The following is a 22,706-nucleotide window of genomic DNA, read 5'->3' on the forward strand; positions in this document are numbered from 1 at the left end:
ATCGTGTGCAGCACCGAGAGCTTGCTCTCCTCCTTCGTCTTGAACGACGCCGGGTCGTCGAGCACCTCGCCGTCGCGATTGCCGAGGATGTTCGTGCTGTACCACCCTTCGAGGCCGAGCATGCGCGCCTTGAGCCCCGGCGCGATGACGGTCTTCATCCACGTCTGGCCGGTCTTGAAGTCCTTGCCGGACACCGGGACGCCGCGCTCGATCGCGAGGTCGAGCAGCGCCGGGAAATCGGCCGAGAGGTTGGGCGCGCCGTTGCAGTACGGGATCCCTTCCATGATCGCCGCGTAGGCGTAGAGCATGCTGGGCGCGATGGCCTCGTCGTTCTCCTCCATCGCCTTCTCGAACGCCTCGATCGTCTGGTGCTGCGGGCCGGCCTTGATGAAGATCTCGGTCGAGCCGGTCCACACCATCGCACCACGATCCGCACCATTCGCCTTCATGAAGTTGCGGATGTCGGCACGCAACTGCTCGGCGAGATCGCGCTTCGTCTTGCCGGCCTTTACGTTCGTCGCGCCGGTGATGCGCGTGACGTACTTGTTCTCGAACACGGCCGGCATCGGCTTGATGCCCTTGAGGAATTCGGCCACCGGCTCGAGATCGTCCTTCACCAGCACGCCGGCCTTCACCGCAGCGGTGTAGGCATCATCCGGAATGGGATCCCAGGCGGCGAACACGATGTCGTTCAGCGACGCGAGGGGCGCGAAGTCCTTGATCAGCGGGCTGCGATTGTCCGTGCGCTTGCCGAGGCGGATCGTGGCCATCTGCGTGAGCGAGCCGATGGGCGCCGAAAGGCCGCGGCGCACGCGCTCGACACCGGCAATGAACGTCGTCGCCACGGCGCCGAGGCCCGGCGTGAAGATGGCAAGCTTTCCCGTCGCCGGGGCGATGGTCGCGGGATTGCCGCGGGTCGTATCGGACACTGCGTTTATTCTCCGGGAGAGGTAGAAGTCGGCGTCGCGGTGGTGATGCGATGTACGTACGCCATGCGCTGGAAGAAGGTGATCCATGCGGTCACCGCCAACAGCGACACGATGCCGGCAAGAACCCAGCCGTGGAACGCCAGGCCAAAGAACGCCTGAGGTGCCGACAGCAGGGTGATACGCTCGGGGCGTTGCAACACGCCCACGCGCGCGGTGAATCCGAGCCCTTCGGCTCGGGCGTTGGTATAGGACGTCAGGAAGGTCGCGATGAGTGCCAGTACGGCCACGATCACCATGCCCTGATTGGCGTGCACGGGATGGGTCGCATAGAACACGACCAAACCGCCAAGCAGGAAGCCGTCAGCGACCCGGTCGAGCGTGGAATCGTAGAAAGCCCCGAAGGTGGAACTCTGACCTGTGCGCCGCGCGACCGTGCCATCGAGCACGTCAAACAGCGCCGTCAGGCCGAGAAACCAGCCGCCGATGCTGATGTGTCCCCTGGCAAAGATCGCCCCTGCAATGCAGGTGCAGATCGTGCCGACGGTTGTAATGGTATTCGGACGCACCCGCTTGGCCACCAGCCAGTCAGCCACGGGGGCAATGACGGCGAGGTAGCCACGAACGATGGCGCTCCAGAGTGCTTGCATCAGGCAGACGTTGACGACGGGGCGGTCCCGGGGACGAACGGGATCGGTCTTATATCCAGCCGTGGAAAGCTAGAGGCCCCTTGAGGTCAACGGTAGAGATGGAAACGCCTGACGTCCTTCTCAAAGGCAATGACCGATGGCAGCACGCGGTCAAGCACGGCATCGGGATCCGCTCCGCCCAAGAGGGCTTCACGCAGCCTGGCCGATCCCATCCGCTCGTCGAACCCGGCGGGGCGCAGCTGCAGGGAGTCGCGGTGCACCCGGTTGAGCGCCCATAGAATCGCCGCGCCCACACGGGAGGGCTGGATACGCTCCCGGTCCGTCACCTCGATCCGCACACCGGGGATGGCGCGTCCATCGTACTTGCCGTCTCCCGGTCTGGATGGCGTGAACCGCTCGGCACGGAACTTCACCCCCGTCAACGAGAGGTCCTCGAGCAGGCGAGCCACGGAATCGGCGCGGAGCCACGGTGCACCGAAGCGCTGGAACGCATCGTTGGTTCCCCGACCTACCGACACGTTGCTGGACTCGAACGGCACGAGTGCGGGGTAGACGAGCGCCGACGTCAGGTTGGGGATATTCGGCGAGGGACGCACCCACGGCAGCCTGGTGTCGTCGAACCACATGGTCCGGCGGAGATTGCGCACCGGGACCACGCTGAGGCGCGTGCCCATCTTGAGCTGCGCCTGAAACAGGCGGGCCATCTCCCCCATCGTCAGCCCGTGCCGCAGTGGCATGGGATACAGGGCGAAGCCATTCGTCTTGCCACCGGGCGTCGGCGGTGACGCATCGGCAATGGAGGAATCGAGCAACGCTCCCTCCGCTACGGCGCCGGAGAGCGGATTGGGGCGATCGAGCACGACAACGGGGATGCCCCGTCTCTCGCCGGCCTGCATGGTGTAGAGCATCACGCCCACATACGTCCAGGTGCGCGTGCCGATGTCCTGCAGGTCGACGATGAGCATATCGATATCCTGCAGCAGGCTATCCGGCGGCCCAATGGTCGTGGCCTGATACAAGGAGTAGACCGGCAGGCCGGTTTTCTCATCGCGTTCATCGCCAAGATGCTCCCGCTCCTCCACGCCGCGCGCGCCATGTTCGGGCGCAAAGAGCTTCACCAGCTTGATGCCGGCGCGCTGGGCACGCGGATCACTGTACAGCAGGTCCGCACTACGACGCCCCTGCTCGTCGACCCCCGTCTGATTGGTCACCAGCGCCACGCGCTTGCCGGCCACCAGCTTGATGCTATCGTCCAGCAGCACGGTGATGCCGGGACGGACACGACGGTCCATGATCCTTCCCCGCATCGCCTCAGGGGAATTCCCGTCCTCGGGATACGGTCCGTCGTCTTGCGGCCCGCGTCCCGCGCACCCACTCACCATCATGCCGGTCAGCACTGCCGACAGTACAAGCAGCGTCTTGATCGCCTTCACGCGCATCCTCTCCGAAGGTCCGTGGCGCGCATGTCGCGCCTTCCCTACCCTGGCCAACACATGAATCGACTGCGCCCCCACACAGAGGACTACCCCGAAGTGCGTCGCAAGGGACGTCCTGCTCCGGTCGCCATGGGTACCCTGATGAACGCACCACGGCCGGGCTTTCTCAAGCAGCCTGACCGACTTCGTGACGTGGGTCTCTCATCCAGGGTGCTTGTCGCGGCCGGTGCGCTCGGTGTGTCATGGCTCGCCGGATGCGCCAGTTCGATTTCCACCGGCCAATCAGCCACTATGGCGGCCCCCGTCGCGACCGTGGCTCCCGCCGTCTCCCGTGCGGTGTCCGACAGCGTGCGCGCGGTGATCGACCGGGCTATCGCCGACAGTGCGTTCCCGGGCGCGTATGCCGTGGTGGGGACCCGCGAGGGGATCATTGCCGAGTATGGCGCGGGACGCCTCGACGCCGACGATGCCACCCGCCCCACCAGCGAGACCATCTGGGATCTGGCATCGCTGACCAAGGTGATCGGCACCACCAGCGCCATGCTGCAGCTGGTGGGCTCTGGCAAGGTGGTGCTGGACAGCCCGGTGGTCCGGTATCTCCCCGAGTGGACGGGCCGGGGTGCCGACAAGGTGAGCGTGCGCCAATTGCTCTCCCACAACAGTGGGCTGCAGGCCGGCCGGTTGTTCTACAAGGAAGCCGCCACCGCAGACGAGGCGTTCCAGCAGCTCTTCGCGACCGCGCCCGACACCGCCCCCGGTGTGCGCTATACCTATTCGGACATCGGCTTTCTGCTGCTTGGACGTCTGGTGGCGCGCGTGAGTGGCGAAAAGCTCGACGCGTACGATGCCGCGCACATCTTTGGGCCGTTGGGCATGCGCGATACGCGATACCTGCCGCCCACTTCGTGGCTGCCGCGCATTGCACCCACCGAACAGGATCCATGGCGCGGGCGGAAGGTGCGTGGCGAGGTCCACGATGAAAACGCCCATCGCATGGGAGGCGTGGTGGGACATGCCGGACTGTTCTCCTCGGCGCGGGACTTGAGCCGGTTCGCGCGCATGTACCTCAACTACGGGCAGCTCGACGGCGCCCGAGTGTTCGACTCGGCGACGGTGGTGACCTTCACCCGCCTGCAGAATCCGGCCATCTCGCATCGTGCGCTGGGTTGGGAGAAGCCCAATGGCACCAACTCGGCCGGAAAGAACATGTCGCCGTCCGCTTTCGGGCATACCGGGTTCACCGGGACATCCATCTGGATGGATCCGGAGCAAAACCTGTTCGTGCTGCTATTGACCAATCGGGTGAACCCGACCCGGGAGAACCGGAAGATCGGCAACGTGCGGACGGGCCTCGCCGACGCGGTGGTGGGGGCGCTGCACTAGCCGTCCGGGCCGGGGATCTCCAGCCCCGTTGCAGGGTTTCTTGCAAGGGGAGCACTACTCTCGCTATTTTCTCAGTAGCAAGACATGACATGGAGAAGGCGCCGATCGCGAATGCGACGGTGGATTTCCATGCGGTCCATCTGGCCGGGTGTGCGCCGGCCGTATTCGGAGGACACGATGAGCACGATGCAACAGCCTGATGTCATGGTGGTGCTCACCCCAGTCGCTGCGGGTGAAGTGGTGAAGTTCATGGAAGCCGAAGGCGTGACTGCCGAGAAGGGCGGCCTGCGCGTTTCCGTGATGCCCGGTGGCTGCAGCGGCTTCAAGTACGGCCTTGTCATCGAAGATGCCCAGGCGGAAGACGACATTTCGGTCGAAGTGGAAGGCATCAAGATCTTCGTCGATCCATTCTCGGCGCAGTATCTCAGCGGCACGACGATCGATTACGTCTCGTCGATGCAGGGTTCGGGTTTTACTTTCAAGAATCCCAATAGCACCGGCGGCTGCGGTTGCGGCAGCTCGTTCTCGGCGTGATTCTCTGAGGGTCCCGGCTGGCGCACCAGTCGGTGCGCCCCCGCCCTTTTACCGACCTACGCTATGTCTCTGGCTTCCGGCACACCGGCGGCCTCTGACGGTTCCCAGGCCCGCACACTCCAGGCGAGTGGCGGGCCTGCGCGCGTCAGTGGCTCTCCTTTTCTGCATGCCGGCGTGACCGGCACAGCACGCGAGCGTATTCCGACGATCATCGTCGACACGCACGATGAACTGGCCCGTCTGGTCGCTGGCCGCATCAGCACGCTGATGCGCGAGCGGCAGGCCGCTGGGCGCAAGATCGTACTCGGACTGGCCACGGGTTCGACGCCAATTGGCGTGTATCGCGAGTTGATCCGCATGCACCGGGAGGAAGGGCTCGATTTCGCGCATGTGGTCTCGTTCAATCTCGACGAGTACTACCCGATGCCGGCGACGAGCATCCACTCGTATCATCGCTTCATGTGGGAGAATCTCTTCTCGCACGTGAACATCGATCCGGCCAATGTGCATATCCCGGACGGCGCGTTGGCGCGCGCGGATGTCGAAAGTGCATGCGCCGCGTATGAAGAGGCCATCGCCGCCGCGGGTGGTATCGACTTCCAGCTGCTTGGTATCGGCAAGACGGGTCACATCGGTTTCAACGAGCCGGGATCCGGTGAATCGAGCCGCACGCGCCTCGTACACCTCGACTCCATCACGCGTCGTGACGCGGCGGCCGACTTCTTCGGTGAAGAGAATGTGCCGCGCGAAGCGATCACGATGGGTATCGCGACGATTCTCGGCGCGCGCGAGATCGCCATTCTCGCCACGGGCGAACACAAGGCCGGCGTGGTGCGTCGTGCCGTGGAGGGCGAGATCGATCGGGCCGTCGCGGCGACGTTCCTGCAGCGACATGCCAACACCACGTTCTATGTGGACGACGCCGCAGCAGCCGACCTCACGCGCGTCGCGACGCCGTGGCTCGTCGACGAAGTGGTATGGGCCGAAGCCCTGACCGTGCGTGCCGTGACGTGGCTTGCCGCACGCTCCAAGAAGGCGATCCTCAAGCTCACGCAGCACGACTACGCCGAGAACGGGCTGACGTCGCTGATGGCACAACACGGTTCACCCGGTGCGGTGAATGGCCTGGTGTTCAACATTCTGGGCGCCAAGATCCGCGGCAAAAGCAAGCTGCCGCGCGCACTCAAGACGATCTGCTTCTCGCCCCACCCCGATGACGATGTCATCTCCATGGGCGGCATTCTCCGCAAGTTCGTGGAGAACGGCAACGACATGACGGTGGCGTACATGACGAGCGGCAACATCGCCGTGTTCGATCATGATGTGCGCCGCTACATGGACTTCCTCGAACGCACGGGTGCCGAGGAGCTGCACGCGTCGGGCGAGGGTGTACGTGCGCTGGCCGATACGGTGCACAGCTTCCTGGCGCGCAAGCAGCCTGGCGAGGTGGACATCCGTGAGGTGCAGGACATCAAGCGCATCATCCGCGAAGCCGAGGCGGTGAGCGGCATCGAAGTGATGGGACTGAGCAAGGCGAACGCGCGCTTCCTCAACCTGCCGTTCTACCAGACGGGCAAGGTGCGCAAGGATCCGATCGGACCAGCCGACGTGGCGATCGTGGCCGACCTGCTGCGCGAACTGCAGCCTGAACTGATCTTCGTGGCCGGCGACCTCTCCGATCCGCATGGCACGCACCGCATGTGCAAGGAAGCGATCGATCTGGCGCTCGAAGAAGTGTACCCCGGCAATACGAAGCGTCCCGAAGTGTGGCTGTATCGTGGCGCCTGGCAGGAGTGGCCTATCACCGAAGCCACCGTGCTGGTGCCGCTGTCGCAGGAAGAGCTGACGATCAAGATCCAGGCGATCTTCAAGCATCAGTCACAGAAGGATTCGGCGCCCTTCCCTGGTCAGGACGAACGCGAGTTTTGGCAGCGTGTGGAGCAGCGCAACAAGTCGACGGCCACCATCCTCGACGAACTCGGTCTCGCGGAGTACTTCGCGATGGAGGCATATGTCATCGTCTGACCGGGCCACACATGGCTCGTCGTGGGAGCGCCTCGCATGACGGGGCGCTTCGACCTGCTCGATTTGTTCGTGCTGCTGGTGTATCTGGGCGGCACGACGGCACTGGGCCTCTGGATCGGACGTGAACAGCGCTCGGCGACCGACTATTTCGTCGCCGAGCGGGCCATCCCGTGGTGGGCGGTGCTGTTCTCGATCGTGGCCAGTGAGACCTCGGCGCTGACCTTCATCAGCATCCCGGGCTTGGCTTACATCGGCAATCTTGGGTTTCTCGAGGTGGTGGCCGGATACATTCTCGGCCGCATCGTGGTGGCGCGCACGTTGTTGCCACGCTACTTCGAGGGCAATCTCGTCACGGCATACGCGCTGCTCGAGACACGATTCGGTCTGGGCGCGCGTCGATTCACGAGCATTGTGTTCATGGTGACCCGCGCGATGGCCGATGCCGTGCGTGTGTTCGCCACGGCGATTCCCGTGGCACTCATCATTGGCCCCGCGTTGCCCAAGCAGTATGCCATGCCCACCGCCATTCTGGTGCTGGGTCTGCTCACGGTGATCTACACCTACCGCGGCGGCATGAAGGCTGTGGTGTGGACCGAGTTGCTGCAGGCGAGCATCTATCTGCTCGGCGGCATTTCGGCAATCGTGCTGATCGGCAAGTCGGTGGATGGTGGATGGAGCACGATCGTCGCGCAGGCCGGCGCCGCTGGCAAGCTACAGGTGATCGACTGGTACACGGGCTTCGATCGTCCACACACGATGTTTGCGGGTCTGATTGGTGGTGGCTTCCTCGCGATGGCCTCGCATGGCGCGGACCAGCTCATCGTGCAGCGTCTGCTGTCGAGCCGATCGCTGCGTGATGCACAGGTGGCCATCATCGGCAGCGGGTTCGCCGTGTTCGCGCAAATGACCCTGTTCCTGTTCGTGGGTCTGGGATTGTGGGTGTTGTACGATGGACGCCCATTTGCGACAGCCGACTCGATCTTCCCCACGTACATCATCGAGCAGATGCCACACGGGCTGATCGGCCTTATTGTGGCGGCTATCGTGGCGGCGACGATGAGCACGCACTCTGGCGCGATCAACGCGCTGGCCGCGTCGTCCACGCACGACATCTACCTGCCACTCACGGGCCGTGCGCCGGACGATCCGCGCACGCTCAAGGTGGGCAAGATGTTCGCGCTGGGCTGGGGTCTGGTACTGACCTTCGGAGCCCTGCTCTTCAAGGAACAGGGTACGCCGGTGGTGGTGATCGCCCTGTCCATCGCGTCATTCACGCAGGGTGGTTTGCTGGGCGGGTTCTTCCTGGGAATGTTCTGGGATCGGGCCATTCAGCGTGATGCCATTCTCGGCATGAGCGTCGGCATTGGCGCGATGGCCTTCATCGTGTTTGCCAAGCAGCTCATTGCCGCTTTTCCGGCGCTCGAGCCCACACTGGGCGGTGTGGCGTCCATCGCATGGCCGTGGTACGTGCTGATCGGCACGTCGTTGACGTTTGCCACCGGCGTGTTGTCTTCATTCACCCACGCTGCGCCGACAGGCGGTGGCGGCTCGACTGCGGAGATTCGTTCATGAGTGCTGGACCACTGGACCCGACACCATTGGTGGTGGGTGTCGATGGCGGTGGCACCCGGACGCGCGTGCTGTTGTGCGACGCGACGGGCGCAGTACTGGCCCGTGTGGAGGGTGCCGCGAGTGCTCTCCAGACGGTGCCGGAGTCTGTGGCCGCGGACATCATCAAGGCGCTGATCACGGAGGCGCTGGCGGTCGCTGAGCGCCCCGAGACACGTCCGGCTGTGTGTGTGGCGGGTGTGGCCGGTGCGGGACAGGAGCGGGCTGCGCAGGCCCTCTGGGCTGCGTTGGCGCAGCGTCGCGTCGCCGACGATGTGTCGGTGCAAGCCGATGCCACGATCGCCATGGACGACGCTTTCGGCGACTCCGCCGGAGTGTTGCTGGTGTCGGGTACGGGCTCGGTGGCGTTCTCACGGGCACCCGATGGTCGCCTCGAACGCTGCGGCGGCTGGGGGCCCTATGTGGGTGATGAAGGCAGTGCCGCGTGGCTCGGCAAGCGAGCGCTGAGCGTGGTGTCGGCGGCCCACGACGGCCGGGAGCCGGAGACGGCGCTCACAGGTGCTCTGCTGACGGCGCTGGAGCTCGAGTCGCTGGAAGACATCATTCCGTGGGCTGCGAAGGCCACACCGGGCACCTATGCGCAGTTGGCCCCAGTAGTGGCGCAGGTTGCATCCACGGGTGACCTGCGTGCCAATGCGCTGATCAGCTTCTGCGTGGAGGAGCTCGCGCTGCATGTGCGCACGCTGGCCCGTCGCTGCTTTCAGGACGAGCGTGCGGCGATTCCCGTGGCGTTCAATGGCGGCCTGCTCTCGCGCGGGTCGCTGGTGCGCAAGCGTCTCGAGCAGCGACTCAAGAGCGCGGTGCCGGGGGCGATGATCCGCGCAGAAGAAGTCGATGCGGCGCGGGGAGCAGTGAGACGGGCACGCAGGCTGCTCGGAGTGGAAGTCTGACGGAGCAACCGGGGAAGCGGGAACCAAAGAAGCGGGAACCGCGGGTGCTGGGACCACGGAAGCTGGAACGACGGGAGCTGGTGGTACGGTAGCTGGGCCTACGGGTGCTGGAACCACGGAGAAAAAACGGGAGCTGGAGAAACGGTCGTGTCCTCACCGTTCTTCCAGCTCCCGTTTTTACAGCTTCCGTAACTTCAGCTCCCGTCGTCCCAGCTTCCGTTACTCCAGCCGCCGTCGTTCACGCCGTTGCCGTCTCCGGCTCCGGCTCTCCCAGCACCCCTTCCCACCGCGCCATCACGGCCGTGGCGAGGCAGTTGCCGAGCAGGTTCACGGAGGTGCGCGCCATGTCCATGATGGCGTCCACGCCCAGAATGACCGCGATGCCTTCGAGCGGCAGGCCGAACTGCGCCAGCGCGCCGGAGAGAATCACCAGCGACGCACGCGGCACGGCGGCCACGCCCTTCGACGTGAGCATCAGCGTGAGCATCATCAGCAGCTGCTGGCCGATCGGCATATCGATACCGGCAGCCTGGGCCACGAACACGGACGCGATGGCGAGATACAGCGTGCTGCCGTCGAGATTGAACGAGTAGCCGGTGGGCAGCACGAATGACACGATACGGCGTGGAACGCCGAACTTCTCCATCGCCTGCATCGCCTGCGGGAACGCGGCTTCGCTGGACGCCGTGGAGAATGCGATCAGCCACGGCTCCTTCACCAGCGCCCAGAAGCGCCTGATGTTGATGCGGGCAATGAGCGCCACCGGCAGCAGCACCACGAGAATGAACACCACCAGCGACACGTAGAGTGTGCCGACGAGCTTGGCGAGGTTGAGCATCACCTCGAGACCGCTCTTGCCCACCGTCACACCGATCGCGGCACCGATGCCGATGGGCGCGTACGCCATCACGATGCCGACGAACTTGAACATGATGTCGCTCAACGACTGCAGCCAATTCAGCATCACGGTCTTCGATTCTCCTTCCACACGGGCGAGCGCCACGGCGAAGAGAATGGCAAAGAACACGATCTGCAGGACCTCGTTCTGCGCGGCTGCCTCGAAGAAGCTCTGCGGCACTGTGTGCTCGAGCACCGACGCAAACGTGGGCGTCTTGGCGGCCAGTGCCTGGAACTCCTCACCGCTTCCCACATCGGGCGCGATCTGCAGCCCCACACCGGGCTTCACCAGGTTCACCGCCACCAGGCCGATCGCCAGCGCCAAAGTGGTCACGATTTCGAAGTAGATGATCGACCGCAGCGCGAGCTTGCCCACCTTCTTCATGTCATCGCCATGTCCCGCGATGCCCACCACGAGGGTGCTGAACAGCAGTGGCACGATCAATGACTTGATCATGCGCAGGAAGATGTTCGCCAGCGGCTTGAGGTTCGGCGCAAAATCGGGGGCGAGCCAACCGATCAGGATGCCCACCACCATGGAGATCAGGATCCACTGCGAAAAGCCGATGCCGAGGAAGCCTTTTTTGCCCTGCGGCGTCGGGGCGGTGGAGACGGAGATTTGTGCCATGAAATCAGGTATCAGCGGTTGTCGGTGGGATTGCGCAGCACCGAGTGACGGAAGCCGTACGCGAAATAGATCGCGAGACCGATGGCCATCCAGACTCCGAATGCCATCCATGCACTGCTGGGGAGGCCTTTCATCACGAACACACAGGCGCCAGCGCCCAGCAGCGTGACGCCCCAGAAGAACGGAACGCGGAATGGACGATGCCGCTCCGGCTCACGAATGCGCAGCACGAGCACACCAATGCACACGACGGCAAAGGCGGCGAGCGTGCCGATGTTGGTCAGGTCATACGTGGCTGCATCGTCCGCCACCAGCGAACCCAGCGCCACGGCCACGCCGGTGATCAGCGTGGTGATGTGCGGCGTGCGGGTCTTGGGGTGCAGCTTGGCCGCAAACTTGGGCAGCAGGCCGTCACGCGCCATCGCGTAAAAGATACGCGGCTGACCGTACTGAAAGACGAGGAGGACGGCCGCCATGGATACGGTGGCACCTGCCGCTACGATCCAGCTCGCCGTGGACAGTCCCGCCAACGACAGCGCCTTGGCCAGCGGGTCCGAACTGCGGAGCTGATCGTACGGTACCAATCCTGTCGCCACCGCACCCACTATCACATAGATGACGGTACACACGGCGAGTCCACCCAGAATGCCGAGTGGCAGATTGCGCTGCGGATTCTTGGTTTCTTCGGCAGCCGTGGAGATCGCATCAAAGCCGATGTAGGCGAAGAAGACGATCGCCGCACCCTGGTGGATGCCGCGGAATCCGTTCGGTGCGAACGGCTTGTAGTTCGCCGGGTCGATGTGCATCGCACCGACAATCACGAACAACCCCAGCACCAGCAGCTTCACGATCACCATGATGTTGTTGGCGCGCGTGCTTTCCTTCACGCCCTGCATCAGCAGCATGGTGATGGCGACGACGATGCCAAACGCTGGCAGGTTCACCAGGATCGGCACGCCGGCAATGCGCGGTGCGGTCTCGAGCAGTCCGTGAATGGCGGGATCGCTACTGGCCTTCACGTTCCAGTAGCCGTGCGTGAGCCAACCCGGCAAGTCGATGCCGAATCCGGAGAGCAGTGACGTGAAGTATCCGCTCCAACCGATGGCGACAGCCACATTGCCGACGGCGTATTCGAGGATCAGCGCCCATCCCACCACCCAGGCGACGATCTCACCGAGCGTGGCGTAGGAGTACGCATACGCGCTGCCCGCTTGAGGAATCATCGAAGCCAACTCGGCGTAACACAGTGCCGCGAGACCACATACGGCGCCGAGCAGGATAAAGGAGAGCACCAACGCAGGTCCTGCTCCGTATCGCACCACAGTACCGTCGGCGAGAGTCTCACCAGCGGCAGCAGTTCCGAGCGAGGAGAAGATGCCGGCACCGATGACGGCGCCGATCGCCAGCATGACGAGATCGCCGGCACCCAGCGTGCGGCGCATACCATGCTCGCCATTGTCGGCGGCTACGATCGGTTTCCGATCGAACAGACCCATGACGTCTGTTGCTATGAGGTGGGAGCGACCCGGGCAATCCCGGTATGTTCGCAGGAGGTAAACGCCCTGCAACCTATCGCCACGCACCGGTCACAGCGAGTAGGTGATCTCGGTCCTGGCCCGAATGGGGATCCCTTGTGCACTCACGGCGGGCCGGAATCGGATCGCGGCCAACGCCTCACGCAATTTCTTGTTGTAATTACCATCCTTCGTGGGCTCGAACTGCAGATCGAGCACCTTGCCCGTGGAGTCGACATCGAAGACGACGACGATGGTTCCACGCGCTTTGCTGGGCACGGGCAGTGGCGGCAGGAACAGTTCGGTGGGCGCCGGTGGATAGGCCGTGCCCGTGCCACCACCCGTGCCGGGACCAACACTGCTGCCCCGCCCCGTGCCGACACCCGCCCCGACCCCACCGCCACTACCAGGTCCGTTACCCGCGCTACCATCGGCACCGGAGCCGCCACCCGTGCCGGCGGTCACCGACGACGCTCCTGTGCTGCTGGCGGCGGCTGCCGGTGCAGGAGTCGGTGGCGGCGTGGGCTGGGGAGGAGTGGGTTGGGGCGGAGGCGGCACAACCGGCGGCTTGATGACGGGCGGCGTCACGGTTGGCCGTTGCACTACCGGCTTGGGTGCTTCCGGCACCCGCACGAACTGGATGCGTTCCTGCTTCGGCAGGCCTCCGGTTCCCCTGCTCCCTCCACCGCCGCCACCAGCGGGACCGAGTCCACCTGCGCCGAGGGCGGCGCGGAAGGCTTCAGGGGCCGCGAATGGGACGATCAGCAACAGGATGATGAGCGCATGCACCAGCACGGCGATGACCATGCTGCGCGTCCGCCGTTGATTGTCGACCGGCACACCGATCGGCGGTCGATACCGAGGGCGTTCGGACTGGGGCTCCCCGGCGCCGGGGATTGGAGACTGAGCGTCCATGTGGTGGCTGTGAGCGATACCAACGAAATACGGCGGGCGAGCCCAATGGGTTCACCCGCCGTATGAAACACCTCGCCGGACCACGAGTGCCCGAACGCGGAGATTCCGGTTACTTCGGCGCGATACCGATGACCTTGACGCCGGCACCACGCGCCTGGTCCATCGCAAAGATCACATCGGAGTAGTTCACCATCGTATCACCCTTCACGAAGATGATCTTCTCCGGACGGGGATCGTACAGCGACTTCAGACGCGTGAAGAGCTGATCCTTCGGCACGTCTTCCTTGTTGATCGCGTACTTGTTGTCCGGGAGAATTTCCAGGACGATCTGGTCCGGGCTCACATTCGGCTGGGCCGGCTGCGGGTTCGGATCAGGCAACTGCGTATCGATCGCCTTGCGGCTCATCGGCACGATGATCATGAAGATCACCAGGAGCACGAGGAGCACGTCGATCATGGGCGTGACGTTGATGTCGTTCGTCAGACCGCCGCTACCACCGCCTGCGGACATACCCATGGTCAGTTCCCTCCCGGACGCAGACGGTCGCTTTCGACCAGTGACTCCGTGCCGGACTGCTGCTCAGTGATGAGAGCGGCCACACGCACACCACCGCGCGAAAGGATATCGATGGCATCGATGACCTTGAGGTACTGAAGGTCCTTGTGGGCCTTCACGTACATGATGTAGTCATCGCGTTCCTTGCCGTAGATCTCGCGAACGAGGGTTTCGAGGTCCTCGTTGCGCACGGGCTGCTTGTTCAGGTAATACTGGCCCTGATCGTCGATGCCAAGCACCTGATCCCCATCTTCTTCCGGATGCGGCTTGAGATTCTGCCCTTCGGGCGGAACCGCCGTGAAGCCCGCGTTGATCTGCGGGATCGTGATCATGAAGATGATGAGGAGCACCAGCATCACGTCGATCATGGGCGTGACGTTGGGATCGGCTTTTACACCGGCCCCGCCGCCTGCACTCATACCCATGGTGTTGCTCCTTGCATGACACCCGGAAGGCGCGCTCCCGGAAGTGGGAGCGCGACCCCGGATCGACTGGGATTACTTCGCGATCGGCGTCTGGCCGGCCGTGTTGAACTCACGCGTGAAGCGCGAGCGACCGAACTCACCCGACACACCCTTGATCAGGTAGTCGATCATTTCCTTCGACGTGTACGTCATCTCGGCCGTGAGGTTGTCAATCTTCGTCTGGAAGTAGTTGAAACCCCACACCGCGGGAATGGCGACGCCGATACCGATGGCCGTCGTGATGAGGGCTTCGGCGATGCCGGCCGCCATCGAGGAGATACCACCCGCGCCGGACGTCGACATGGCCGTGAAGGAATTCACGATACCCATCGTCGTGCCGACGAGACCGACGAACGGCGCCGTGGCACCAACCGTCGCGAGCACGCCCAGACCACGCTTCATGTCCACGACCGTCATCAGCATTTCGCGCTCGACCGCACGCTCGGCCGAGTTGATGTCGGCGACCGTCACCGAGCCGTCCTGGATCAGCGGACGGATTTCACCAAGCGCACCACCGAGCACGCGGGCCACATGCGACTTCTTGTAGCCTTCGGCCAGGTTGATGGCTTCCGTGAGGTTGTCTTCTTCGAGGAACTGCGAGAATTCGGGGGCGAACTTACGCGTCTCACCCTGCGCCTTCCGCATCTGCCACCACTTCTGGATCATGATACCGGTCGAGTAGGCCGACATGATCAACAGCGTCCAGACGATACCTTTGGCAAACCAACCCATCTCATGCCAAAGTTCCATGATATCCATACCCATCTTGCTCTCTCCTCGATGTGCGTTGGTGGCGGAACCGCTTAGCGGTTAAGCGAGAACTGGAACGGCTGCTGCACGAGCTGCTTCACCTTGCGGCCACCGACTTCGGCCGGGAGGAAGCGCATACGCTGCAGCGCGTTCTTCACGGAGGTCGTGAACAGGTCGTTGTCGGACTTCAGGGCCTTGAACGTCGCCATTTCGGCGCGGCCTGTGGTGTCGACAACAAACTGGGCAAGCACGGTTCCTTCGATGCCCGCCGAACGGAGCATGTCAGGATAGGACGGACCCTGGGCACCCGGCGCCATGACGACGGGCTTTTCTACCTGGAAGTCGAAGTACGGCTGGTCACCCTGCTGCGGAACTGGACCCTTGCCACCTTCGACACCCTTCGCGATACCACCAGCGACACCCTTACCAGAGAAGTCGGCCTCGTTGGTCACGCTCTTCGAGAGGTCGATTTCGGGGATGATGTTCGGGATTTCGACAGGCGCAGAAAGCACCTGGAATCCCTTGGGCGGTGGCGGGGCGGCGACAGCGTCAGGCGGCGGTGGGGGCGGCTTTTCCGGCTCGGGCGGCTTGGGCTCGTCTTTCTTCACCTCGACGAACTCGAGCTTCTCGACCTTCTCTTCCTCCATCGCCGCACCAGCGCCCTTCGTGACCGCGATGAGCGCGGCAACGATGGCAACGTGAGCAACAATGGACATGAAGGACCCACCGGCGCGCTTCTGCTTCTTGGCCTGAGACTCAATCAGGTTGTTGAACATCTCGCTGGTCCGGGGTAGGGCTACGCAGATCCCGATCAGAGTGACCGAAGACCGACTTGGCGATTCTACGCAGGAGAAATGATGAGGCAATGGAGGAAACATTAGGATCGGATTAACCCGACGTTAGCATTCCGATGATCACGGAGATGCTCTTTTCGGCATTGACAAACACACAGGCTTTGCAGGGTCGCGACGGGCTCGTGACAACACCAACACCATCACGACCCAGTCGTCGCTCAGAGGCTCGACGCCTTCTCCGGCACAGCGAGCGGCGCGTCATCGGGAGACTCGATGGGCACGTTCACCACCGACTGGAACTCGCCCGTCATCCCCGACCCCGGCGCGCCGGCCAGCGGCAAGGTGACCGTGAAGGTGCTGCCACGGGTCAGACGCGATTGCACTTCCAGCGTGCCACCATGTGCCTGGGCGATCCATTGCGAGATAGCCAGCCCCAGTCCCCATCCGCCCCGCTCCGAGGCGCGCGATCGCGCCAGGTCGGCGCGCCAGAAGCGCTCGAAGACATGCGGCAAGTCGGCGGCCGCGATGCCGATGCCAGAATCCTTCACAATGAACCGTACCACATCCTCTTCCCGGGCCAGTGAGATCTCCACCCGTCCGCCGCGCGGTGTGTACTTGATGGCATTGGTGACGAGGTTGAGGAAGAGCTGCCGCAGGCGCGTGAGATCGCCCAGCACCTCCGCATTCTCCAGCACCGGCGCCTCGATCTCGAGATCCTGATCCTCGCCCAGCAGGCGCGCAGTCTCGAGCACCTCGCGCGCCAGCGGCATCAGCTCCACCGGTTCACGGAACAGGTCGAACCGTCCCTCGTCGGCACGCGCCAACGTGAGCAGCGAGTCCACGAGATCGGCCATGCGCGTCACCTGCTGGAGCGCCTCCTCCAGCGCGATGGCCTGATCGGTTTCGTTGGTGGTGGGCGAGATGGCTCGCTCCACGTCCGCCCGGATGACGGCCAGTGGTGTCTTGAGTTCATGGCTCGCATCCGCGGTGAACCGTCGCAGCGCGCCGAAGGACTTCTCGAGCCTTCCGATGAAGGCATTCAGCGTCTCGGACAGGCGGGTCAGTTCGTCGCCGGCCGCCGTGACGCCAAGCCGGGAATGCAGCGACCGACCATCGGTGATCGCCTCCACCTGGTCGATGAGTTCATCGATTGGCCGAAACGCACGACCGGCGATCAGGTACGCGAACGTCACCGAGAGCGCCAGCAGCAATGGCGTGATCACGAACATCGGCCCCACGAGCTCCGGTGGCGTGAGGCTGATCCGTCCAGTCGAGAGTCCGGCATACACGCGGTACCGCGCGTTGTCGCTGAGTGGCACCACACGCGTCGCGAGGAGCACCACGTCATTGTACAACTTGACCTCACGCAGCTTCTGGTCCGGCTCCGATCGGCGCGCCGCCGTACTGAAGGCATCGCGGTCAGCCGCCGACAGGGCCTGCACCGCGGGTGAGGCGTAGATGTCGTATCCCGTGCTGTCCTGCACCAGCACATAGCCCTCCAGCAACGACAGGAAGGCACTCATGCGCATACCGATCGACGGACCGGCGAGGCGGTCCTTCTGGGCCATCACGGGTTCGGTGCCCGTATTGCGGGCCACGTTGATCGCCCGTACCGCCTGATCGGCCTCCAGCTGCACCCGGGCCTCGAGCTCGTTGTACAGCGTCTCACGCCGCACGGAGAGCAGCGTGAGCGAAAAGACGCACAACGTCAGCAGAAAGGCCGCCGTCCACGCGCGCGTGAGTCGGGCACGGATCGAACTCACCGGCGCCTCAGCTCCGGATCATGTAGCCGACCCCGCGCACGGTCGTGATGAGCTTCTTCTCGAAACGGGCATCGATCTTCTTGCGCAGGTGATTGATCACTACGTCGACGATGTTGGTGCCGGGATCGAAGTGATACCCCCATGCGTACTCGGTGATCAGCGTGCGGCTCATGACACGCCCCGCATGTCGCATGAGATACTCGAGCACGGCGAACTCCTTGGGCGTCAGCTCGATCAGCTCGCCATCACGTCGCACTTCGCGCGTGCCCTGATCGAGCTCGAGGTCGCCCACACGCAGCTGCGGCGACGCCAGCGCCCGCGGACGGCGCAGCAGCGCCTCGGCCCGTGCCAGCAACTCTTCAAAGGCAAAGGGCTTGGTGACATAGTCATCGGCGCCCGCCCGCAACGTCTCGACCTTGGCATCCACCGCGTCCTGCGCGGTCAGCACCAGCACCGGGCGCTCGAACCCGCTCGAGCGCAGCGTGCGCAACACGTCCAGCCCGTTCCGCCCTGGTAAGCGCATGTCGAGAATGACGAGATCGTACGGCTGCGACAGCGCCATGCGTTCCCCTTCCAGCCCGTTGTTGCACAGGTCCGTCTGCCACCGCTGCTCTTCCAGACCACGCCGAACGAATTCACCGACTGTGGGATCGTCCTCGATCACCAGGATCTTCATGCCTTGTCTCCACGCCCGCTGGGGCGCTTGAAGCCGTACTCGCGGATCTTGCGATACAGCGTCTTCGGTGAGATGCCCAGCATGTCTGCGGCCCGGCCCTGATGCCATTGGCACCGGTCCAGAATCTCCGAGATGTGCTGGCGTTCCAATTCGGCGAGCGAGAGGGTCATCGCCGGCGTCGGACGGGCGCCGGCCCCAACCTCAGCCCCGAGGGGCAGGTCCGACGCCGACACCACACCATCGACCGCCAGCAGGGCCGCACGCTCCATGACATTGCGCAGCTCACGCGCATTGCCGGGCCAGCGATAACGTTCGAGCGCGGCCACCGCGTCGTCGCTCAAACGCGGCACCGGTGGCCCGAACTGCTCCAGGAAATGCTGCGCCAAAAGCGGGACGTCCACAGCCCGATCCCGCAGCGGCGGCAGCGCGATACGAATCGTATTGATGCGATGCAGCAGGTCGTCGCGGAACGCCTCCGCCTGCACCATGCGCGACAGGTCGCGCGTGGTGGACGCGATGACACGCACGTTGACCTCCACCTTCTGCGTGCCCCCCACCCGGAAGAAGCTCCCGGTCTCGAGCGCGCGCAGCAGCTTGGCCTGCAGACGGAGGTCGAGCTCTCCAATGTTATCGAGGTAGAGCGTGCCACCGGCCGCCAGTTCAAACAGCCCCACCTTGCGCTGGTCCGCCCCAGGGAAGGCCCCCTTCTCCACCCCGAACAGCTCCATCTCGAGCAGCGATTCGGCGAGCGCCGCGCAGTTCAGGTCGATGAACGGGCCGTCCGGGTTGCTGCCATGCGCGTGCAGAAGCCGCGCAATGAGATCCTTGCCGGTTCCCGATTCGCCCGTGACCAGTACCGGCGAGGAGCTGGGGGCCACCTTCTCCACCATCGATAGAACGGCCCGGAGCGGCGCGAACTGCGTCACGAAGGCGAGTGAGGGCGCCGAGCGGCGCAGTCGTGACTGCATGTGATGATTGTCGCGCGCCAGCATGCGCTTTTCCCAGGCGCGACGCACCAGCACCTCGATCTCCGCCATGCGATACGGCTTGGACAGGAAGTCGTAGGCACCCAGCTTGAGCGCGGCGATGGCCGTTTCAATGGTGCCATTGCCAGTGATCACAATGATCTCCGGCGGCAACGGCTCCTCGCGCACGAGCCGCAGCACCTCCAGCCCATCGAGCTCCGGCATGACCACGTCGAGCAGGGCCACGTCGAACGCTTCGCTGCGCAGCAACTCGAGCGCCGACTTGCCGTCGCGCACGATGCGCACGGCGAACCCGCGGGCCGTCATGAACTGCTCGAGAATGGCGCCAAGGTGGGCCTCGTCCTCGGCAATGAGGACGCGGATCGGGGTCAGGGCATCAGCGCCCCGCATGGGTGTGGGAATCGGCTGGCTCATCGAATGACCGCGGGGTTCGACTGTCGGTACGCCACTACGATTGCACCGTCATGGCCACCGGCAGCGCAACACGGAAGACGGCTCCCGTGCCTTCGGGGGATACGAGTTCAAGGGCGCCGCCATGATCGCGCACGATGCCGTAGCAGATCGCGAGGCCCAAGCCGGTGCCCTGCCCTGGCGGCTTGGTGGTGAAGAACGGCTCGAACACCTTGGCCTGCAGCGCGCGGGGAATTCCGGGGCCTTCGTCAGCGACCTCGAACGCCGCTCCCAACTCGGGATGGGTGTCCGTTCCCGACGGAAGGGGCCGTGTGCGGATGGTGACACGACCACCTTCGGGTGTGGCATCGAGCGCGTTCATCGCGAGCGCGATGAGCACCTGGACCAGCTGATCGGTGTCGGCATCGACGATCATGGGCGAGCGCTCTTCGAGTTCGGTCACCAGCTTCACGCGCTTGAATCGCGGATGGTGCTGAAGCAGGAACAGGCCCTGCTGCACCACCGTGTTGAGGTCGACACGTTCGCGGCCGGCCGTCTTGGGACGGGAGAAGTCGAGCAGACCGTTCACGATCTTCTTGCACCGCTGGACTTCGAGATCGATGATGCGCAGCAGCTCCGTGGGCGGCGCCGCACCGGGCCCCAGTTCCTGCTGCAGCGACATGGATTCGGCGCACGCCGCGATGGTGGCCAGCGGATTGTTGATCTCGTGCATCACGCCGGCCGCCAATTGCCCGAGCGCCGCCAGCTTCTCCGCCTGGGCTGTGCGATCGATGGCGGCCTTCCAGTCGGTGATGTCCTCACCGATGGTGATCACGTGAGTCACCGGTCGCTCCGCCCCGCCCATGCGCATCGGGATCTTGGAGATCCGGAACGTGCGCGTGTCGCCGTAGGCGTTGCTTTCCATCTGGAACTGCTGCAGGCGACCCGAGGAAAAGACCTCGTCGAACTCGCGCTTGAGCATGGCCGCGGGCTGCCGGTGCAGCACGTCGAAGATGGAGCGCCCCACAGCGTCGGTGCGGGACACACCCTGCAGGCCGGTCTCCCGCTTGTGGTTCCAGGCGTGAATGCGGTATTCGCGATCCACGACATAGAGGCCCGTGGGCAGCGAGTCGACGATGCATTCCATGAACGCCCGTTGGTCGGCCAGCTCCCGGATGCGCTCGGATATCTGACGCTCGAGCTCGCGCTGATGCACGTCCCGTGAGACCGCCACGCCCAACAGGTCGCACGTCCCGTTGAGCAGTGTCTCATCGTCGTCGCTCATCGGTCGCTCGCGATGCACCACCAGCGTTCCCAGCACGCCCTCGCCGGTACGCACGGTGCACTGCCACGCTGGAAACGGCACCTCAGCTACTCCCTTGGCCCACCACACCACCGGCGACATCCCTGGCGCCAGCGGTTCAAAGGATACGCGGTCGGCGCTCAAGGCTTCACCGGTACCGGCCAAAATCTCGCGGATGCCGTCGGGGCCCGGCGTGGCGACCGCCAATCGTCGGACGAGGCCAAAGATGGCGGAAGAAGCGAGCGCGTTCGCGGTCATGGCGTAAAGCTACGACCCGCGGCGCGATCGGACAAGCTGACCGAATGAACGTCAATTCGCCACAGCAAGCCAGTTCGACAGACTACGCGCCGAAATGACACAACGACCGCTCCATCAGAATCGACTTTCGGTCCAGATGGCGCATTCTGGCTGGTATGCAGGGTGCAATCACTAGTGCCATCGCAGCACCAAGAAGCAACCTCGCTCCCAATTGGAGATCATATGTTCATCGGATATACCGCCTCCCCGTTTTCTCGCCGTGCCGTGCGCCGAGACCTGCACCGCATCTTCGATCAAGCCTTTCAGGGGCACCCGTTTGCCGCGTCGCAGCAGGCAAACGCCTCCAGCGATGACACCGCTGGGAGCCCCGAGGCGGTGACCTGGCAGCCGGCGGTCGAGGCGCGGGAATCAGCGCAGCAGTTCACGTTCGCGCTGGACCTGCCCGGCGTGAATCCTGACGCGGTGGAGGTGCTGGCCGCCGACGGCGTGCTGACCGTGAAGGGACACCGCGCCGCCCGCGAGACGGTGGAAGGTGAGCGGACATTGCAGACAGAACGCACCACCGGGCAGTTCGTGCGGAAATTCCGTCTCCCCAAGACCGCCGACCTGCAGAAGATCAGCGCTTCCTACGCGCTGGGGGTGCTGACGATCCAGGTGTTGAAAGCCGAGCCCATTCAGCCGGTTCGTGTGCCGGTGAACGTGGCGCAGGCGAGCGTTTGACGCGCCATCCTGCCCAGCTGAGCGGTTCTGGCACATCGTGAAAACGGGGGCCCGCGTGGGCCCCCGTTTTTCGTCGCATCACACAGATAGGCGTGGTGCTCTTTTCAACAGCGATCAACCAATCACGTTCTTGATTGCTGTGAGAATTTCCGCATTCTCGCGCTTCTGCCCAGGCGTCTCTTCCACATGCGACCAGCGGATCACGCCGTCCTTGTCGATCAGAAAGTAAGCGCGATTGGAGAAGCCCGTGTCCTCGCGCAGAACGCCGTACGCCGCAGACACCTCACGACGGAAGTCGGAGAGCAGTTCAACCTTCATCTCGTGCTTGTTGCGAAACTCCTTGAGGGAAGGCACTGCATCAACCGACATGGGAAGCACTTCGACGTTACCGGCGGCGAACGCATCGAAGTCGTCGCTGAACCCACACAGTTCGCTCGTACAGACGCTGGTGAAGGCGAGTGGGAAGAATGCCAGCAGGACATTCTTCTCCCCGCGATAGCTGGAGAGCGTGACGTTCTGGCCTGAAGTGGAGGCCACTGTGAAGTCGGGAGCGCTCGCGCCGCTGGTGAGTGGCGCTTGGGTCGTCGAGGTCATGTAGTCGTCGGCTGGGAGGAGGTGT

General features: G+C 64.1%; 21 protein-coding genes. 6 read left to right on the forward strand and 15 right to left on the reverse strand.

Annotated elements, in window-relative coordinates:
• The 3 genes from VGE27_RS07825 to VGE27_RS07835 all read right to left on the reverse strand — a co-directional run.
• On the reverse strand, positions 1 to 929 hold a 929-nt coding region (locus tag VGE27_RS07825; RefSeq protein WP_331049090.1), incomplete at its 3' end, for an inositol-3-phosphate synthase.
• A 5-nt stretch (positions 930 to 934) separates the two neighbouring features.
• A complete protein-coding gene (locus VGE27_RS07830; RefSeq protein WP_331049091.1) occupies positions 935 to 1,576 on the reverse strand; it encodes a CDP-alcohol phosphatidyltransferase family protein in 642 nt (213 codons plus the stop codon).
• 86 nt (positions 1,577 to 1,662) lie between these two features.
• A complete protein-coding gene (locus VGE27_RS07835; protein ID WP_331049092.1) occupies positions 1,663 to 3,009 on the reverse strand; it encodes a DUF1343 domain-containing protein in 1,347 nt (448 codons plus the stop codon).
• Between the two features lie 60 nt (positions 3,010 to 3,069).
• On the opposite strand from VGE27_RS07835, the gene VGE27_RS07840 reads away from it, so the two are divergent.
• From VGE27_RS07840 to VGE27_RS07860, 5 genes are all read left to right on the forward strand, one after another.
• Positions 3,070 to 4,395, forward strand: coding sequence for a serine hydrolase domain-containing protein (locus VGE27_RS07840; RefSeq protein ID WP_331049093.1), 1,326 nt, complete (start codon positions 3,070 to 3,072; stop codon positions 4,393 to 4,395).
• Positions 4,396 to 4,572: 177 nt separating this feature from the next.
• A complete protein-coding gene (locus tag VGE27_RS07845) occupies positions 4,573 to 4,929 on the forward strand; it encodes an iron-sulfur cluster assembly accessory protein (protein ID WP_331049094.1) in 357 nt (118 codons plus the stop codon).
• Between the two features lie 63 nt (positions 4,930 to 4,992).
• Positions 4,993 to 6,954 carry a glucosamine-6-phosphate deaminase gene (nagB, locus tag VGE27_RS07850; protein WP_331049095.1) on the forward strand — a complete coding sequence of 654 codons (1,962 nt, stop codon included), beginning with the start codon at positions 4,993 to 4,995 and terminating at the stop codon, positions 6,952 to 6,954.
• A 36-nt stretch (positions 6,955 to 6,990) separates the two neighbouring features.
• The gene (locus VGE27_RS07855) at positions 6,991 to 8,526 is read left to right on the forward strand and encodes a sodium:solute symporter (RefSeq protein WP_331049096.1); all 1,536 of its coding nucleotides are present in this window, start codon (positions 6,991 to 6,993) and stop codon (positions 8,524 to 8,526) included.
• Positions 8,523 to 9,473 (forward strand): N-acetylglucosamine kinase, encoded by a 951-nt coding sequence (locus VGE27_RS07860; protein WP_331049097.1) that lies wholly within the window; start codon positions 8,523 to 8,525, stop codon positions 9,471 to 9,473. Before VGE27_RS07855 ends, VGE27_RS07860 begins: the two co-directional genes overlap by 4 nt.
• Positions 9,474 to 9,711: 238 nt before the next feature.
• Here VGE27_RS07860 and VGE27_RS07865 read toward each other — a convergent pair whose 3' ends face one another.
• From VGE27_RS07865 to VGE27_RS07915, 11 genes are all read right to left on the reverse strand, one after another.
• On the reverse strand, positions 9,712 to 10,998 hold the full coding sequence (locus tag VGE27_RS07865; protein ID WP_331049098.1) for a dicarboxylate/amino acid:cation symporter: 1,287 nt from the start codon (positions 10,996 to 10,998) through the stop codon (positions 9,712 to 9,714).
• Between the two features lie 11 nt (positions 10,999 to 11,009).
• Positions 11,010 to 12,494 (reverse strand): amino acid permease, encoded by a 1,485-nt coding sequence (locus VGE27_RS07870; protein ID WP_331049099.1) that lies wholly within the window; start codon positions 12,492 to 12,494, stop codon positions 11,010 to 11,012.
• 90 nt (positions 12,495 to 12,584) lie between these two features.
• On the reverse strand, positions 12,585 to 13,319 hold the full coding sequence (locus VGE27_RS07875; protein WP_331049100.1) for a hypothetical protein: 735 nt from the start codon (positions 13,317 to 13,319) through the stop codon (positions 12,585 to 12,587).
• 217 nt (positions 13,320 to 13,536) lie between these two features.
• Positions 13,537 to 13,944, reverse strand: a complete 408-nt coding sequence (locus tag VGE27_RS07880; protein ID WP_331049101.1) for a biopolymer transporter ExbD — start codon at positions 13,942 to 13,944, stop codon at positions 13,537 to 13,539.
• A 2-nt stretch (positions 13,945 to 13,946) separates the two neighbouring features.
• On the reverse strand, positions 13,947 to 14,408 hold the full coding sequence (locus VGE27_RS07885) for a biopolymer transporter ExbD (protein WP_331049102.1): 462 nt from the start codon (positions 14,406 to 14,408) through the stop codon (positions 13,947 to 13,949).
• A gap of 72 nt (positions 14,409 to 14,480) precedes the next feature.
• The gene (locus VGE27_RS07890) at positions 14,481 to 15,197 is read right to left on the reverse strand and encodes a MotA/TolQ/ExbB proton channel family protein (RefSeq protein WP_331049103.1); all 717 of its coding nucleotides are present in this window, start codon (positions 15,195 to 15,197) and stop codon (positions 14,481 to 14,483) included.
• A 53-nt stretch (positions 15,198 to 15,250) separates the two neighbouring features.
• Complete coding sequence (locus tag VGE27_RS07895) at positions 15,251 to 15,973, reverse strand: energy transducer TonB (RefSeq protein ID WP_331049104.1); 723 nt, start codon at positions 15,971 to 15,973, stop codon at positions 15,251 to 15,253.
• 236 nt (positions 15,974 to 16,209) lie between these two features.
• On the reverse strand, positions 16,210 to 17,754 hold the full coding sequence (locus VGE27_RS07900) for a sensor histidine kinase (RefSeq protein ID WP_331049105.1): 1,545 nt from the start codon (positions 17,752 to 17,754) through the stop codon (positions 16,210 to 16,212).
• A gap of 7 nt (positions 17,755 to 17,761) precedes the next feature.
• A complete protein-coding gene (locus tag VGE27_RS07905) occupies positions 17,762 to 18,430 on the reverse strand; it encodes a response regulator transcription factor (RefSeq protein ID WP_331049106.1) in 669 nt (222 codons plus the stop codon).
• The gene (locus tag VGE27_RS07910) at positions 18,427 to 19,830 is read right to left on the reverse strand and encodes a sigma-54 dependent transcriptional regulator (protein ID WP_331049107.1); all 1,404 of its coding nucleotides are present in this window, start codon (positions 19,828 to 19,830) and stop codon (positions 18,427 to 18,429) included. The genes VGE27_RS07905 and VGE27_RS07910 overlap by 4 nt, the downstream gene beginning before the upstream one ends.
• Positions 19,831 to 19,864: 34 nt before the next feature.
• Entirely contained in the window at positions 19,865 to 21,367 is a 1,503-nt protein-coding gene (locus tag VGE27_RS07915; RefSeq protein WP_331049108.1) for a sensor histidine kinase, read from the reverse strand.
• A gap of 222 nt (positions 21,368 to 21,589) precedes the next feature.
• Here VGE27_RS07915 and VGE27_RS07920 point away from each other — a divergent pair, with 222 nt between their 5' ends.
• Entirely contained in the window at positions 21,590 to 22,087 is a 498-nt protein-coding gene (locus tag VGE27_RS07920; protein WP_331049109.1) for an Hsp20/alpha crystallin family protein, read from the forward strand.
• A 114-nt stretch (positions 22,088 to 22,201) separates the two neighbouring features.
• On the opposite strand, the gene VGE27_RS07925 is transcribed toward VGE27_RS07920, so the two are convergent.
• Positions 22,202 to 22,681 carry a redoxin domain-containing protein gene (locus VGE27_RS07925; RefSeq protein ID WP_331049110.1) on the reverse strand — a complete coding sequence of 160 codons (480 nt, stop codon included), beginning with the start codon at positions 22,679 to 22,681 and terminating at the stop codon, positions 22,202 to 22,204.
• Positions 22,682 to 22,706: the final 25 nt, after the last annotated feature.

It is taken from the genome of Gemmatimonas sp., assembly GCF_036405635.1.
Taxonomy (GTDB): Bacteria; Gemmatimonadota; Gemmatimonadetes; order Gemmatimonadales; family Gemmatimonadaceae; genus Gemmatimonas.

Excerpts from the sequence above, each read along its gene's own strand:
- VGE27_RS07890 (WP_331049103.1), bottom strand. The coding sequence starts at position 15,197 with ATGGAACTTTGGCATGAGATGGGTTGGTTTGCCAAAGGTATCGTCTGG.
- VGE27_RS07870 (WP_331049099.1), bottom strand. The coding sequence starts at position 12,494 with ATGGGTCTGTTCGATCGGAAACCGATCGTAGCCGCCGACAATGGCGAG.
- VGE27_RS07920 (WP_331049109.1), top strand. The coding sequence starts at position 21,590 with ATGTTCATCGGATATACCGCCTCCCCGTTTTCTCGCCGTGCCGTGCGC.
- VGE27_RS07905 (WP_331049106.1), bottom strand. The coding sequence starts at position 18,430 with ATGAAGATCCTGGTGATCGAGGACGATCCCACAGTCGGTGAATTCGTT.
- VGE27_RS07840 (WP_331049093.1), top strand. The coding sequence starts at position 3,070 with ATGAATCGACTGCGCCCCCACACAGAGGACTACCCCGAAGTGCGTCGC.
- VGE27_RS07860 (WP_331049097.1), top strand. The coding sequence starts at position 8,523 with ATGAGTGCTGGACCACTGGACCCGACACCATTGGTGGTGGGTGTCGAT.
- VGE27_RS07925 (WP_331049110.1), bottom strand. The coding sequence starts at position 22,681 with ATGACCTCGACGACCCAAGCGCCACTCACCAGCGGCGCGAGCGCTCCC.
- VGE27_RS07845 (WP_331049094.1), top strand. The coding sequence starts at position 4,573 with ATGAGCACGATGCAACAGCCTGATGTCATGGTGGTGCTCACCCCAGTC.
- VGE27_RS07830 (WP_331049091.1), bottom strand. The coding sequence starts at position 1,576 with ATGCAAGCACTCTGGAGCGCCATCGTTCGTGGCTACCTCGCCGTCATT.
- VGE27_RS07910 (WP_331049107.1), bottom strand. The coding sequence starts at position 19,830 with ATGAGCCAGCCGATTCCCACACCCATGCGGGGCGCTGATGCCCTGACC.
- VGE27_RS07915 (WP_331049108.1), bottom strand. The coding sequence starts at position 21,367 with ATGACCGCGAACGCGCTCGCTTCTTCCGCCATCTTTGGCCTCGTCCGA.
- nagB (WP_331049095.1), top strand. The coding sequence starts at position 4,993 with ATGTCTCTGGCTTCCGGCACACCGGCGGCCTCTGACGGTTCCCAGGCC.
- VGE27_RS07875 (WP_331049100.1), bottom strand. The coding sequence starts at position 13,319 with ATGGTCATCGCCGTGCTGGTGCATGCGCTCATCATCCTGTTGCTGATC.
- VGE27_RS07880 (WP_331049101.1), bottom strand. The coding sequence starts at position 13,944 with ATGGGTATGTCCGCAGGCGGTGGTAGCGGCGGTCTGACGAACGACATC.
- VGE27_RS07865 (WP_331049098.1), bottom strand. The coding sequence starts at position 10,998 with ATGGCACAAATCTCCGTCTCCACCGCCCCGACGCCGCAGGGCAAAAAA.
- VGE27_RS07885 (WP_331049102.1), bottom strand. The coding sequence starts at position 14,408 with ATGGGTATGAGTGCAGGCGGCGGGGCCGGTGTAAAAGCCGATCCCAAC.
- VGE27_RS07895 (WP_331049104.1), bottom strand. The coding sequence starts at position 15,973 with ATGTTCAACAACCTGATTGAGTCTCAGGCCAAGAAGCAGAAGCGCGCC.
- VGE27_RS07855 (WP_331049096.1), top strand. The coding sequence starts at position 6,991 with ATGACGGGGCGCTTCGACCTGCTCGATTTGTTCGTGCTGCTGGTGTAT.